This is a genomic window from Paenibacillus oceani, from assembly GCF_014705615.1.
Classification (GTDB): Bacteria; Bacillota; Bacilli; order Paenibacillales; family NBRC-103111; genus Paenibacillus_AB; species Paenibacillus_AB oceani.
Genome location: NZ_JACXJA010000001.1, coordinates 195,267 through 209,357, shown reverse-complemented (window position 1 = coordinate 209,357; position 14,091 = coordinate 195,267). Strand labels below are relative to the sequence as shown.

The 14,091-nt window shown below is 58.7% G+C and carries 17 protein-coding genes; 11 read left to right on the top strand and 6 right to left on the bottom strand.

The features are described from left to right. Positions 1-2: 2 nt before the first annotated feature. The 3 genes from IDH45_RS00940 to IDH45_RS00930 all read left to right on the top strand — a co-directional run bounded on the left by IDH45_RS00940 (position 3) and on the right by IDH45_RS00930 (position 2,537). Positions 3-1,307, top strand: coding sequence for an ABC transporter substrate-binding protein (locus IDH45_RS00940; RefSeq protein ID WP_190923776.1), 1,305 nt, complete (start codon positions 3-5; stop codon positions 1,305-1,307). Between the two features lie 330 nt (positions 1,308-1,637). Next, positions 1,638-2,228, top strand: a complete 591-nt coding sequence (locus IDH45_RS00935) for a TVP38/TMEM64 family protein (protein ID WP_190923774.1) — start codon at positions 1,638-1,640, stop codon at positions 2,226-2,228. Positions 2,229-2,324: 96 nt separating this feature from the next. Continuing rightward, positions 2,325-2,537, top strand: a complete 213-nt coding sequence (locus tag IDH45_RS00930; protein WP_190923993.1) for a YwbE family protein — start codon at positions 2,325-2,327, stop codon at positions 2,535-2,537. A gap of 99 nt (positions 2,538-2,636) precedes the next feature. Here IDH45_RS00930 and IDH45_RS00925 read toward each other — a convergent pair whose 3' ends face one another. The 6 genes from IDH45_RS00925 to IDH45_RS00900 all read right to left on the bottom strand — a co-directional run bounded on the left by IDH45_RS00925 (position 2,637) and on the right by IDH45_RS00900 (position 8,705). Then, positions 2,637-4,517, bottom strand: a complete 1,881-nt coding sequence (locus IDH45_RS00925) for an ABC transporter ATP-binding protein (RefSeq protein ID WP_190923772.1) — start codon at positions 4,515-4,517, stop codon at positions 2,637-2,639. Beyond that, positions 4,501-6,249, bottom strand: a complete 1,749-nt coding sequence (locus tag IDH45_RS00920; protein WP_190923771.1) for an ABC transporter ATP-binding protein — start codon at positions 6,247-6,249, stop codon at positions 4,501-4,503. Before IDH45_RS00920 ends, IDH45_RS00925 begins: the two co-directional genes overlap by 17 nt. 7 nt (positions 6,250-6,256) lie before the next feature. Continuing rightward, positions 6,257-6,775: a MarR family winged helix-turn-helix transcriptional regulator gene (locus tag IDH45_RS00915; protein ID WP_190923769.1), complete on the bottom strand. Its 519-nt coding sequence runs from the start codon at positions 6,773-6,775 to the stop codon at positions 6,257-6,259. A 249-nt stretch (positions 6,776-7,024) separates the two neighbouring features. Further along, positions 7,025-7,447, bottom strand: coding sequence for a hypothetical protein (locus tag IDH45_RS00910; protein WP_190923767.1), 423 nt, complete (start codon positions 7,445-7,447; stop codon positions 7,025-7,027). Then, positions 7,434-8,066: an ImmA/IrrE family metallo-endopeptidase gene (locus IDH45_RS00905; RefSeq protein WP_190923766.1), complete on the bottom strand. Its 633-nt coding sequence runs from the start codon at positions 8,064-8,066 to the stop codon at positions 7,434-7,436. Before IDH45_RS00905 ends, IDH45_RS00910 begins: the two co-directional genes overlap by 14 nt. A 240-nt stretch (positions 8,067-8,306) precedes the next feature. Then, positions 8,307-8,705 (bottom strand): helix-turn-helix domain-containing protein, encoded by a 399-nt coding sequence (locus IDH45_RS00900; RefSeq protein ID WP_190923764.1) that lies wholly within the window; start codon positions 8,703-8,705, stop codon positions 8,307-8,309. Positions 8,706-8,901: 196 nt separating this feature from the next. Between IDH45_RS00900 and IDH45_RS00895 the strand changes: the two genes are divergently transcribed. From IDH45_RS00895 to IDH45_RS00860, 8 genes are all read left to right on the top strand, one after another. Further along, entirely contained in the window at positions 8,902-9,564 is a 663-nt protein-coding gene (locus IDH45_RS00895) for a hypothetical protein (protein ID WP_190923762.1), read from the top strand. Between the two features lie 463 nt (positions 9,565-10,027). Next, the gene (locus IDH45_RS00890; RefSeq protein ID WP_190923761.1) at positions 10,028-10,189 is read left to right on the top strand and encodes a hypothetical protein; all 162 of its coding nucleotides are present in this window, start codon (positions 10,028-10,030) and stop codon (positions 10,187-10,189) included. 118 nt (positions 10,190-10,307) lie between these two features. Further along, positions 10,308-11,153 (top strand): hypothetical protein, encoded by an 846-nt coding sequence (locus tag IDH45_RS00885; RefSeq protein ID WP_190923759.1) that lies wholly within the window; start codon positions 10,308-10,310, stop codon positions 11,151-11,153. A gap of 87 nt (positions 11,154-11,240) precedes the next feature. Then, positions 11,241-11,465 (top strand): hypothetical protein, encoded by a 225-nt coding sequence (locus IDH45_RS00880; RefSeq protein WP_190924007.1) that lies wholly within the window; start codon positions 11,241-11,243, stop codon positions 11,463-11,465. Then, entirely contained in the window at positions 11,465-12,934 is a 1,470-nt protein-coding gene (locus IDH45_RS00875) for a phage tail sheath subtilisin-like domain-containing protein (RefSeq protein ID WP_190923758.1), read from the top strand. Before IDH45_RS00880 ends, IDH45_RS00875 begins: the two co-directional genes overlap by 1 nt. 14 nt (positions 12,935-12,948) lie before the next feature. Next, on the top strand, positions 12,949-13,359 hold the full coding sequence (locus IDH45_RS00870; protein ID WP_190923756.1) for a phage tail tube protein: 411 nt from the start codon (positions 12,949-12,951) through the stop codon (positions 13,357-13,359). 156 nt (positions 13,360-13,515) lie between these two features. Then, complete coding sequence (locus IDH45_RS00865; protein ID WP_190923754.1) at positions 13,516-13,905, top strand: phage tail assembly chaperone; 390 nt, start codon at positions 13,516-13,518, stop codon at positions 13,903-13,905. Positions 13,906-13,928: 23 nt separating this feature from the next. Next, the gene (locus tag IDH45_RS00860) at positions 13,929-14,090 is read left to right on the top strand and encodes a hypothetical protein (RefSeq protein WP_190923752.1); all 162 of its coding nucleotides are present in this window, start codon (positions 13,929-13,931) and stop codon (positions 14,088-14,090) included. Position 14,091: the final 1 nt, after the last annotated feature.

Below are 14,091 nucleotides of genomic sequence, written 5' to 3'. Positions count from 1 at the left end.
GCATGGCAACTCCCAAAGGAATTCGGGCGGGAACGGCCGCGGTCGTTTGCTTGGCCGCAATCTTGTCCGGGTGCGCTGGCCAAGAAACGGCGGATAACGCCGCAACGAAAGCCGAGCTTCCTCCCGAACCCGTAACCCTAAAGATCAACAACTTCAACACGGTGATTTCGCAGGAAGTCATCGATAACCATATCGTAGCGCCTATCCAAAAGAAGTATCCGCACATTTCGTTCGAATATCTGGATCAGTTGAAAGGGAGCACGCTGCAAAACCTGATCACGTCGGGCAATGTCCCGGATATCGTCTTTACCGATTACCCGAACTTGTCCGGTCTGCTGGAGTTCGACTACCCCCAGGATTTGAACGAATTCGTGAAAGCGAAGCGGATCGGGCTGGATAACGTCAATCCGCAGATGATCGAAGGCGGCAAAAGGATCGGCGCCAAAGGGGAGCTGTACGCCCTGCCGTTTTATATGGACCGGATGATGCTGTTCTACAATAAAGATTTGTTTGAGAAGTTCGGCGTCCCGTATCCGACGGACGATATGAAGGTGGACGAATTCGTCGGGCTTGTGAAGCGAATGACGCGGCTGGACGGCGGCGTCCAATACGCAGGCATGCGCACGATCAACCTGCACACGACCGGCATGCAGTGGGGGTATCCCGTCATCGACCCGAAAACCGGGCTCGCCTCGTTCCAGACCGATTCGTGGAAAAAAGCGCTCACTTTGTTGAACGACATCAACAGCATTCCGGGGAACGAGAAGCTGACGAACGAAACGTTTTACAAAGAGCAGAGGCTCGCCATGCTCCAGCAAAGCTTCAGCATTATGGTCGGTTTGCTCGAAGGCGCGCGCAAGGGCGGAAGCCCGCTGAACTGGGATATCGCCGCGATGCCGCAATCGAAGGAAGAGCCGGAGGTGTCCGGCTTTTACAAACCGTACTATTTTGTCGTATCCAAATCGAGCAAGCATAAAGAAGCCGCCATGGACGCCGTCGCTCACCTCATGACATCGAAAGAGGGGCAGCTGGAGCTGTCCAAAACCGGGAAAATGCCGATCTTGACCGATCCGGACCTCGTGAAATCGTTCGGAACCGCGGTTGAGGAGCTGAAGGGGAAACGTCTGGAAGCCGTATTCAAGCACAAAGCTGCGGATCTTGCGTACTCGAACGAATTTGACAAGCTCGCGAGCCCTCAGCTGAACACGGCCGGGACGAATGTAATCGCGGGAAAAAGCGATATGAACAGCGCGCTGCGCGAAGCCGAGGAAGCCGCCAACAAATTGATTGCAGAGAAGAAAAAATAAAACCGATCCCGGTCGCTTCGCCCGGTTAGTCACCCCGTTTACGGCCGGCGGGCCGGAGAGACGCGGGCTCTGCAAAAGCGGCCGAAAGAAAAGGAAAACTGGCGTTGTAAGTGCATGCATATTCTCTCCAGCGCAAGCCCTGTCCGCAGTAAGCGTATGGCCTTGCCCTGCTCCTATACCGGGCAGGGCTTTTTCGTGCCCGTCGCATCCTTTGCGGCCGGCGGCTGCCCCGACTCAGGGACAGGTTCGAACGCGACCGACGTCTGATTTGCATTTCCCCGTTATCGGATAGTATAGTTGTAGTAATTGTACAGGGGTGGAACAAATCGGATGAGCGGAAGTTTAGATCTGTTTGGAGTGACTTTGGAAGACGTACAGCGAATGCTGAACCAGTTCGAGGCGCTGGGTCCGTTTCCCGGCATACTGGCGGCATGGCTTGAATCGCTCCTTCCATTTTTGCCTTTGGTGGCGATTCTGATCGCCAATGTGAATATATACGGGCTGGGCGAGGGTTTTTTGTTATCGTGGATCGGAGTGTTCAGCGGAGCGGTCACCGTGTTCTGGATCGTGCGCCGTTTCGGCGGCCGGCTGCGCCACTTCATCGAGCGGAAGAGCCCGAGGTCGACGAGGCTGATTCACTGGCTGGAGCGGCACGGGTTTATGCCTATTTTTTTATTGGCATGTTTCCCGTTTACGCCGTCGTTTCTCGTCAATCTCGTATCGGGCATCTCGAAGGTGCCGTTCCATACGTTCATCACGGCAACTGCCCTTGGCAAAGGGGTTATGATTCTGATGGTCTCGGTCGTCGGCTACGACCTCTTCGATCTGTTCAAGCAGCCCTGGAAACTGGTGCTGATCGTAGCGATGTTTATTCTGATGGCCTACACCGGACGCAAAATCGAATCGAAATATTTCAAATAAACCGCCTGCGCGGTCCAGGCAGGACGGCGGAATAACGTAAGGACACGACAGAAAGGACCCGATCGGAGTGTCGGATGCGGTGCGAGTGTGATGGCAATAGACGGAACAAAACGGGCCGGGATCAAGCCCGGACTGGAAGTCGATATTGTGCTGAAGCAGGATCAGCGGACAGGCCGAACGACCCGGGGAATCGTCAAAGATATTTTGACGAAATCGCCGGATCATCCTCACGGCATCAAAGTACGGCTGCAGGACGGGCAGGTCGGCCGTGTGAAGCGGGTCGTGACTGCGGCTGGAAGCGCGGAATAAGTTTCAGGTCCTTAAGCCGGATGCAGGCTATAGGTTGATTGCGGGGAATGATACTAAAGAGCTTCGGCGATTGCTGCCGAAGCTCTTTCTCTTGGTCAATCACACGACGCGCTTGAACTGGCTGGTGTACAGCTCGTTATAGAAGCCTTGCTGATCGAGCAGCTCCTGATGATTGCCCCGCTCGATAATCTCCCCGCCCTGAATGACGAGGATCTGGTCCGCTTCGCGGATCGTGCTCAGCCGGTGGGCGATGACGAAGCTGGTGCGGCCCTTCATAAGCTTCTTCATCGCTTCTTGAATATGCATCTCCGTTCGCGTGTCTACGCTGCTCGTCGCCTCGTCGAGGATCAGGATCGCCGGATCGGCCAGAATCGCTCTGGCGATCGTGATCAGCTGACGCTGCCCTTGACTCAGGTTGCCGCCTTCCGCAGACAGCACCGTGTCGTAGCCGTTCGGCAGCTTACGGATAAATCCGTCGGCATTGGCCAGCTTGGCCGCCGCTTCGATCTGCTCGTCGGTGGCGTCCAGCCTGCCGTACCGGATATTCTCGCGCACCGTCTCGGAGAACAGGTAGGCGTCCTGGAGCACGATGCCGAGCTGCTCACGCAGCCGGTTTTTGTCCCAGTGCCGTACAGGGTCGCCGTCAACCGTGATGGAGCCTTGATCGATATCGTAAAACCGGGTGAGCAGGTTGACGATCGTCGTTTTCCCCGCGCCTGTCGGACCTACGAGAGCGATCGTATCGCCTGGTTTCGCGATCAGCGTCACGTTTTTCAGCACGGGGACGTCCTCCCTGTAGCCGAACGTGACGTTATCGAACCGGACCTCGCCGCGGATGTCGCGTCGTATCCAATCCCGCTTCGTTCCGCCGCGTTCCTCCTCCTCGTATTCGGACGGCGCATCCATAATCTCGAATACGCGCTCCGCGCCGGCGATGGCGGATTGGATCATATTGAACTGGTTGGCCAGCTCGTTGATCGGCCGCGTGAATTGGCGCGAGTAGTTCAGGAAGCTGACGACGATCCCGATCGTCGTCAGATCGCGCAAAGCCATCCAGCCGCCGATCGCCGCGATCAGCGCGAAGCTGAAGTTGTTGACGACGTTGTTGACCGGGCCCATCAGGCCGGACGTAATCTGCGCGCGGATACTGACGTTCCTCAGCTGTTCGTTGTGAGACTGGAATTGGCGGATCGCCTGCTCCTCGCGATGGAACGACTTGACGACCTTTTGACCGGTTACCGTCTCTTCGATATATCCGTTCAGTTCGCCGAGGTGCTGCTGCTGGGCGGTAAAATGTTTGCGCGTCCGCTTCGCGATCTGGCCCGTCACCAACATAATGACCGGGATCGTCACCAGGCTAACCAAGGTGAGCCAGACGTTCAGGCCGATCATCAGAGCGAGCGAACCGACGACCGTGAGCAGGCTGTTGATTAATTGGGAGACGCTCTGGTTCAGCGAGTTGGATACGTTCTCGATATCGTTCGTCGTCCGGCTCATCAGCTCGCCGTGCGTCCGGCTGTCGAAGAAGCGGAGCGGCAGCTTCTGCATCCTCGCAAACAGATCCCGCCGCAGCTCTCGTACCGTACGCTGCGAGACGCCGGCCATGACGAAGCCCTGAACCCAGCCCATCGCCGCGCTGAACGCGTATACGCCGAGCAGGAAGCAGCACAGCCATAATAGTCCGTCGTAGTCTCTCGGAATGATATACAGGTCGATGGCGCGTCCGATCAGGTAGGGACCGATCAAGGCGATGCCGGAGCTGAGGGCGGTTAGAATGAAAACCGCGACAAGTCCGGCCCGCTGCCGCCCGAGGTAGTTCCATAGACGCTTCAGCGTCGGCCCGAGCTTTTTGGGCTTTGCTTTCGGCATCATGCCCCTTCCGTGACCGCTGCCGCCCATGCCCATCGGACCGGGTCCGCCCATCGGCGGCGAAGCCGGAGCGCCCATGGCGCCTGAATTCCGGTTAGGCGATTCCGCCATGGCTCATCTCCTCCTTTCCGAGCTGGGACTGGTATATATCCTGGTAAACGGCGCTCGTGCGTATCAATTCGGCATGCGTCCCTTGGGCGACGATCCGCCCGTCTTCCATGACAAGGATGTGGTCCGCGTCCATAACCGAAGAGATCCGCTGGGCGATCACGATCGTCGTGCTGGAGCTCATCAGCTCCTTCAAAGCGCGCTGGATGCGGGATTCGGTTCCCAGATCGACAGCGCTCGTGCTGTCGTCTAGGATGAGTACGGAAGGGCGGGTCAGCAGAGCTCTGGCGATCGATACCCGCTGCTTCTGCCCGCCGGATAAATTGACCCCGCGCTGCCCGATGATCGAATCGTACCCGTCCGGCATCTGCGAGATGAAGTCGTGGGCCTGCGCCGCCCGCGCCGCTTCCTCGACCTCTTCCTGGGAAGCGTCCGGCTTGCCGTAGCGGATATTGTCTCTCACTGTCCCGCTGAATAAGATGGATTGTTGCAGCACGGTGGCGACCTTGGTGCGCAGATGCCCGAGCCGGATGTTGCGGATATCGGCGCCGTCGATCCGGATGCTGCCCCCGGAAGCGTCGTACAACCGGGAGATCAGACTGACGAGCGACGATTTGCCGGACCCGGTGGCGCCGAGAATGGCGACCGTCTGCCCCGGTTCGGCGGTGAAACTGATCTCCGTCAGCTCGTACCCTCGCTTCGGGTCGTATCCGAAGGAGACGCGGTCGAATTCGACCCGTCCGGCCCGGATGACGCCGTCCTTCGCATGCGGAGCATCCTGAATGTCCGGCTCGGTCTCGAGCACTTCGCGTACCCGGTCGGCGGACGCCTTCGCGCGCGAGACGGCCACCATCATCATGCCGACCATCAGCAGCGAGGAGAGCAGTTGGGTCACGTAGTTGATAAACGCGATCAGATCGCCGATCTGCAGCGAGCCTTCCCAGTTCAGCCCCCCGCCGTACCAGAGAACGGCGACGATGCTCGCATTCATGATGAACATCATGATCGGCATGTTGATCGCGACGATTCTCGAAGCTTTGATGGCGATTTCGGTGAAATCGGCGTTCGCCTTGCCGAAGCGGCTGTTCTCATAGACGGAGCGGACAAACGCCTTCACCACGCGGATACCCGACAAATTTTCCTGCAGCACGGTGTTCACGCCGTCGAGCCTGGCCTGCACTTTGGCGAACAGCGGGAAGGAGGAGCGGATCAGCACGTACTGGGTGACGAACAGAACCGGCACGGCTACGGCCAGAATAAGCGCGAGACGCGGGCTGATCATATAAGCCATCACGCAGCTCCCGATCGCGAGGAACGGCGCGCGCACCAGGATACGCAGCGTCATCTGCACGAGCGTTTGCATCTGCACGATGTCGTTGGTCAACCGGGTTACGAGCGATCCGGCCTGGAACCGGTCCAGATTCTGAAAGGAAAACGACTGCACCTTGGTAAATACGTCCTTCCGCAGATCGGCTCCAAAATGCTGGGAAGCGATGCTGGAGTAGATCGAGCAGCCGATCCCGCCGACCAGTCCGATCAGGGCGATGCCCAGCATGAGCAGCCCCGTCTGGCGGATGTAGGAGATGTCGCCTTGCATCACGCCGTTATTGACGATATCGGCCATCAGCTTCGGCTGCAGCAGGTCCATGTACACCTCGACCAGCATAAGCAGAGGGGCCAGAAGCACAGGGAGCCAGTATGGCTTTAAGTAGCGGGTCCATTTGACTTTCTGCATCGCCGGGTTATTCCTCCTTAGTTTGACGGCTAAGCAATTGCTCGTACTTCGTCACGTTGTCGATCATATGGAGCAGCAGCCTTCGCAGCAGCATTTTCTCCTCGGGCGTGACCCCTTCGAACACGTGCGCTTCGCTCGTCTGCAGCGCGATTCTTACCTCTTCCACGGCAGACCATCCCCGGTCTGTCAAATAAACGCGCGAGACGCGCTGGTCCTTCGGATCGGTCCGCCGCTCGACGAGGCCGTTCTTCACCATCCGGTTCAGCATGACGGTGACGGTGGCCGGCTTGATGCGAAGCCTCTCGGCCAGCTCGCTCTGCCGCAGTCCCTCGTGCCGGGACAGCAGGAACAGCAGCGGCGGCTGTCCGGGATGTACCTCATGGTCTTTGAGCAGCAGATGGGAGTTGTATTGGTGCTGGCGCGTCAGTTTGGCCATCATTCGGGTGAGTGACTCAGGCGGGCCCGGGTCCCGCGGCTCTCGGGAAGTCGTGTTTGCATCACGGTCATTCGGAATATTAGGGTTCATCGGATATTTTCGCCCCTTCCGTTCATTAGTCGGCTAAGTATAAGAGTAGGCCGGATAGGCGGATGGTGTCAAGGGTGTTTTGCCGTATGCCGGAATTCTCTACTGCTTGTGGGAGGGAAGGAATGGGGTTTGTAGTGGGACGGTGCGGAGGCGTACAAAATAGTAACGGAACATTATTATGAGGATGACCTTCACCGGAAGCTTGCTTCTACGGCGAAGGTCCGGTCAGGGCGGACTGCAAGAGGCGCTTTATCCAAAATGGACAACGGGAGCCAGCTCGTTGTCCTTGATCACATCGCAGAGAGCGGCGGCGATGCGGATATTTTCGGTCGGCAGGTTCAGTGGAGGGAAGACGTCGCCCGGGACGCGCAGCAGGGTCGTGTCCCCTGACCAGTATGTCTCGCGAATGATATATTCGCCCTCCTGGCGGACCAGGGACAGCTGCCCGGACGATCGGAGCGCGGACGTCGTACTGAACAGCACATAATCGCCGGGCGCTACGCCAAGCGAATCCAGCCCTCTATCGCCCATTCGGAGGGCGAACAAAGCTTCCGAATAACCGCAAAGCTGCAGGTGCGCGCTGCCGGACAAGTCGGCGCTGTCGAGATCCAGCGTGAAAAACTTGCTCGTATACCCGGTCGTGACGACCGGAATCACTTTACTCGGATTCATCGCGGTCCCTCATGTAGCCGATCACGCCGCGTTCGCGGCAGAACAGCATTTTCGAGCGTCCGGTCGGCACGATATAGTCGATTCCCTCGGTCCGCTTGACAATTTCCTCTGCATGAAAAAAGGCGGTCAGCTTCTCCGCGAGACGATTGGACGTCACTTGACGGTAATGACGCTTCAGACGCTCCCTGGCAAACTCCGGCGTTACCCCGAATGTGCCGCTAATGGTCGTCACGGCCTCGGCTTCGAGCCGCGGAAGCTCGGTCTTGAGCAGCATGAACGTCGGGATGCAGAACTGATAAGCGAAATTCATCGCCTTCGTCTCCTGAAACCGGATAAACGACTCGCCCATCGCGAGCTGATTGCCCGCATGATGCAGCAGATGACACAGCTCGTGGCCGAAATCCTGCCATTGCTCCTGCTTCGACAAGCGGTTATCGAGCACGATCGACTGCAGGCCGCTGCGATCGATCGCCTGGCTTGAGAACGGCGCATAATGAACCCAGATGCTCAGCCGATGCGCGATCGCCTCCGGGTCGAGCTGGTGCGGCTCGGCGATCTCCATCGCCTGAAATAACCGCTCGATCGACTGCTCCAAGGGCGTGGGCGTGTAAGGGTACATAACGGAATCTCCTTTCATATTAGGGAATATATGTTCGTATTTTGGCGGAAAATAAAAGCCCTGCCAGGGCATGTCATTGTTGAAAGTCCGCTAAACTTCCGTAAAGTGCGCCTTATGTCCGCTTTCCGCTGGCGATTTGTGTGTTGAATCCGGATAGTACGGGGCAAAGGGTTGTGTAATCGAATCTCCTGCCTGCTCCAGTCCAAGGTCCAAGCTCCTGCGGGTCCCGAGCAACCCGAATCATTCCCCTTGCTTATCGCCCGGTTTCCGGTCCGCTTCCCTCGTCTTGATAATCTCCCATATTTTGCGAAGCTCGTCGCGTCTCTCCTCCGGGGCTTCCAGAAGCTCCTTGAACCATATGCCCAGCCCGGGGTCGCCGGTTTCTGCAGGGTGAGGGGGCGCTGCTTCGGTTCGTTCGGCCGCGTTCTCAGTGTTGAACGTCTCCTCCTGCGTACCGACCAGCCTGTCCAGGCTGACGTGGAACAGCTCCGCCAATTGCTTCAGCGTCTCCAGAGAAGGGGTGCGGTATCCCGATTCGTAACCGGCGTATGTGCTTTTGGCAATTTGCAGCCGGGTCGCCACCGCTTGCTGGGACCAGCGCTTTTGTTTACGCAGTTGCGCGATCGTCTCACCGATCATCGGGCCACGCTCCGTTCCTCTTCTCTCATTTTCCATCTGCAAACCCACTTCTATATTCGCATACCGCGCACCTTTTTTCAATATATTAGGAAGATTTTGCGAAAAACGGTTGAAAAGTACGCGATACGCGTACATAATATAGACATGCGAACGTATGTTTGGGTTTTGGGGTTGGAATAAAGGACGCGTAAAGCGTATGAATGCAACGGGAAAGGGGATTTATGCGATGAAAAAGGCGACTGTCGAGCAGCTTGACGTTTACAGGGAAGAGGTATGCGGGCGTTGTCCGGGCAGCTTGTGGGGATCGAAGAGCATATGCCGCGTGCATCAATGTTCCATCGGCCAAATCGAGGCATGTCCGCAGTGGGAGACCGGAAGGATCGTAAGCGGAGCGTACGAGACCGATCTGGACCGGACGGCGGCGAAGACGGAAGAGATGGAGCAGGTGGAAGAAGAGCTGAAGGATTATCCGTGGATGCTTCGCGAAATCGAGCGGCTGCGCGGGCTGCTCGAACAGGTCGGGGCGGGGATGACCGGCGTGTATGGTTTGGACGCGGCGATGCCGAAAGGAAAGGGAGGGCATGCGGACACGGTCCACCGCGAAGCGAACAAGCGCGAGAAACATTGGAGCCGCCTGAAGCAGTTGGAAGCAAAAGTGACGCGGCTGGACGCTGCGGCGGAGCGGGTCCAGGACAATCGCAAACGAACCGTGCTCGCCTGTCTGATGGAAGGACAACGGATGAATCAGATTGCCCGGCATATCGGGGTATCGCGGCAGCGTCTGCACGAGATGAAGCGGGAGCTGGTCCGTACGCTTGCGGAGGACATTTTCGGGGAGAAGCGGGAGGATATTTCGTAATCCTGGCAGTGGAAAGCGTTGAACGCTGCAAACCCGGCGGACGCCTGAGACGAAGGAGAGGACGGCTTCATACGCGGATCTATCGTACCGGGTAAAGCAGGAGAAGATCGTGAGGGGAACGGCAAGGAGGGAAGCTGGAAGGAAGGATGGATAGGTGGGAATCGAGGGGGGCGGATGACAGGTTTACGATTCGGACAAAAAGGACAAGCGCGACAAAATTTGTGAGAACATACGTTCCTGCTATATACTGGAGTCAGCAAGATAAGCCGAAACGAAACAAAGAGGCAAAGCGTGACAGGCTGGAGCAGGGAAATAGGAGTCTTTAGCACATACAGATCCGAATAGATCCGAACAGGCCGCCCTACATAAGGCGGTCTTTTTGTTGCCCGCAGAACGTGCGGCGAGTCGGATCCGGCAACGGCGGCGGAAAATACCCGGAGCCAACCGGAAAGGGGGAATCGCGATGATCCAAGCTCCTGAGCCCAAGGATGGGTGCACCTTCAAGCAGCCGGACAAGTGTATGGCTTGCGTGTGGGGCAGGTGGGAGGCGAGCCGGCAATTTTGCATGCTGCCGGTGTGCGTCAAAGAAACCGTCGAAGAGACCGACGGCTGTGAAAGGGGGTGAGCGCCAAAATTGCGGGCACGAGGGAACAGCATACGGCCGCGTGACGGACCGGCTCCGAGGAATGCCGGCCGCGGCGGATTATTGCGTCAGATGAAGGAACGACTGGGGTGGAACCAACATGCGCGCAGCGATTAAAGCAAGGCTTGCCGCCGAATTGACCGCCCTGAGCGGGCGTTGTTACGACATTCAGGAGCCGTCGGGTACGACTGTGAAGCCGTATGCGACCGTGAAACTGAATGGTGAGACACCAGAAAACTTATGGACCGGGGTTAAACGCGTGTACGAGGTAGCGCTGTACGGCGAACCCGGCGATGGCAGCGTTATGGATGCGCTCGCCGATCAAGCGGTGCTTGCGCTGCATGGCGTACAGTTGACCGGCGGGCCGTCCGGACCGGCGTTTACATGCCGGCTGGAGGGGGTTGCCGAGCCCGGAATAACGGACGGCGGCGGTGCTCCGGCTTCGGTCCGGACGCTCCGGTTGGCCGTGGCCGCTGTTGGAACCGGAGAAGCCGCTTCCTCGGCGTCGGCAGATGAGGCGCTGGAAGCTTTATGCGTCTGGACCGAGGACAAGGCCGGAGCCGGTTGGCAAGTCTACCGGCAGCGGTGGCCGCAAGCCTATACGGCTCCCGCGATTCTATGGAGGCTGGAGCAGGTGGATGCGCAGAACCGCAGCGCGTCGATGATCGAGCTTCACCGCACGGTGATCGGCCATGTGCTCAGCCAAGATGAAGCGGAGCAGGCGGCTATGGTCGGCGCGCTGGCATCCGGGCTCGGAGGCGTTACCAAGCTGGAGGCCAACCCCGCAACGCAGGAGTATGTCGTACCGGTTACGGTCATCGGGGATTACCGTGCAGATGGCCTGACGACCGGCCAACTGACCGTTACGCTGCGCCAGAAGGTGCGGAAGGCGGCTCCGACCGGACCGCTTATCCGGGAGGTCCATTATGACGGCGGCTTTCGTTAAGTAACAAGCACGGAGGGTCCGGGTCGAAGGCCGCTACGTCCGCATCCGGCATCCGGCAGGCAATATACGAAGGAGGAGACGACTCGCATGGCATTTAAAAAATCCGCGCAGCAGCAAGCTGCGGATCAGGCGGAGCAAAGCGAACGGCCGGCATATACCCGGGAGGAGCTGCTGGCAGGCGCAGAGGCGCTGTTTGCAGTGAAGCCCGAAGTATTGACCGGCGCTCTGCACGGCAATACAAAATCGGCTTTAACGATTGAAGAAACCGGGCGGTTGATCCGCCAATTTCAACAAAGGAAGGTGCAGCGCTAATGGCTGGAGGAACTTGGAGCACGACCGATACGCCCGTTTTGCCGGGCATGTACATGAATTTTCAGGCGGCGGCGCTGTCCGCTGTCCAGCCGGGCGCGCGCGGCGTCGTGGCGATTCCGCTGAAAGCCCATTGGGGACCGGTCAAGCAGTTTGTGGAGATCACCGGCTTGTCCGCTGCGGACGAAACGTATACGAGCGACGAATCGGACGGGGCGACCGCTTATTCCGCTTTGAAGCTCGCCTTGTTCGGCGGCGCCAAAACCGTACTCGCGTACCGGCTTGCCGACGCAGACGCGGCGAAGGCGTCCTGTACGCTTCAGGACAACGCGGCTACACCGGTGGCGATCGTGAAGCTGGAAGCGAAATATCCGGGGGCGCGCGGCAACGGTTTTCAAGTCACCGTGCAGACGAATCCGGTCGATTCGGCGAAGAAAGACATCCGCCTGCTTGAAGGGACGACGCTTCTGAAAACATTCACGTTCGCGTCGGGCACCGCACAAGCGGCAGTGGACGCGATCAATGCCGACCCGGCCAACAAGTGGGTCGTCGCATCGAAGCTTGCCGAAGGCAGCGGGGAGCTCAAGGATGGCAGCAGCTTCCCGTTTGCGGGCGGCGACTCCGGGATCGACGGCATCGCCGCCGGCGATTACACCTATGCGCTCTCCGCATGCGAGACGCAGGAATTTAACCTGCTCGCGCTCGACGGGATTGCCGATTCCGCGATTCAGACGAGCGTCGTCGCGTGGGTGAACCGGGTCCGCTCCGAAGGCAAAACCGTTATGGCCGTCCTTGGCGGCTCGTCCGCAGACGACACCTCGTCTTCGGCGGTCAGCGCGGCAGTGGCGCGCAGCAGCGCCTTTAACCATGAGGCCGTAGTCAACGTAGGCACAGGCGCCATCCTGAACGGTGCCAGCTACAGCTCGGCCCAGTTGTCCGCATATGTGGCGGGGCTGATCGCCGGGCAGAAGCTGAGCGAATCGTCCACTTATGCGGTATCCCCGTTCCAGGACGTTACCCGCCGCTGGACGCGCGGCGAACAGGAGCAGGCGGTAACGGCCGGCGTCTTCCTCTTCGTTCACGACGGCAAACGGGTCAAGGCGCTTCGCGGCGTCAACTCGTTGTCGAGCCTGCGGCAAGGCCAGAACAACGCGTGGAAAAAAATCCGAACCGTCCGCGTTATGGACGCGATCCAAACCGACCTGACCGCCTCTGCGGAAGGCAGCTATATCGGCAAAGTGAACAACACCGCCGAAGGCCGGCTTGCCCTGATCGGCGCCGCCAAGCAATATATGCAGTCGCTGGCTCAATCCGGCGTCATCGAGGCGGAAGGCTGGGATGTGTACCTGAATCCGCAATATTACGGTCCGTCCGCCGTGTTCACTCCGGGGCCGGATCAAGTGTTTTTGAGCTGGGAAGCTCGTCTGACGGATGCGATGGAACAAATTTTCGGCACGTTTATCGTGCTTTGAGGGGGACCTAAACGATGAGTATGGATGCTAGCCGCGTCATTATGGGTACGTACGGCAAAATTTTTATCGACGGCCATTGGCAAACGAATTTTAACCACCTGGAAGCCAGCGTGGAAATGCAGAAGCGCGAGCTGAACCTCGCCGGCGACCCGTGGGTCCGCCACAAGAAAGGGCCGATGAAAGGAACCGGGACCGTGAGCGGGTTTAAAGTGACCAGCGATATGATCGCCCGCGGCTTCGCCAAGTTCGATATGTACGCCAAGCTCGAAGATCCGGAGGCGTACGGCTACGAGACGGTCAAGCTGAGCAGCGTCATGCTGGACAAGCTGCAGCTCGCGAACTGGACCGCCGGCGAAGAGGTGAAGGAGGAAGTGTCCTTTACATTCGAGGGCTACGAGCTGCTGGATCGTATTCAGGCGGTGTAATGCGGGACTCCGGCTTGGAATCGGCTGTGCTTATGGCTTGGCACGGGATTTTTGGGTCAAGGTGACGGATTATTTCGCGAATCTGCAATTACTTGCCCCGGCTTTGACCTAACGCCGGGTTTATATAGATCATGAATAGGTAGGAGGACTCCGACGATGATGGACGATCAAATTTTGCAAAAGCTGCTCGACGCCGACCGGCTCCCGGAGAAAACCGTTACGCTGCCGCGTCTCGGCATCCCGGTCACGCTCCGCGGCCTGACTGGCAAGCAGGTGTACCTGCTGCGCGAACGCTGCACCGAGCGCTCCGACCGCCGCGGACAGAAGTCCGAGCGTCTGGACGAAGAGCAGTTCAACGTCGCCCTCATCGCCGCGGCCACCGTCTCCCCGAACTGGGGAGACTCCCGGCTGCTGGCGAAATACGAGGCGAGCGGCGGGGAGGAAGTGATCAAGCGCATCCTGCTCGCGGGCGAGCTGTCCGCCCTCGGCGATGAAGTGCTCGATCTGAGCGGCTTCAACACGCAGCTAGACGAAGTAAAAAACTGATCGACTCCGGGGGGCTGGCCGGTATGCTTCACGCCATCTGGGTGAGGCATCATCTGCGCCCCGGAGCGTTCTGGCAATTGCCGCGCGGCGAGCAGTTGTTTCTGCTGGCCAGCATGGAGCTCGAACTGGCCGCGGAGGCCAGACTGACCCAAGCGGCGCAGGGAACCAAGCAGGGAAGGCGGTGAG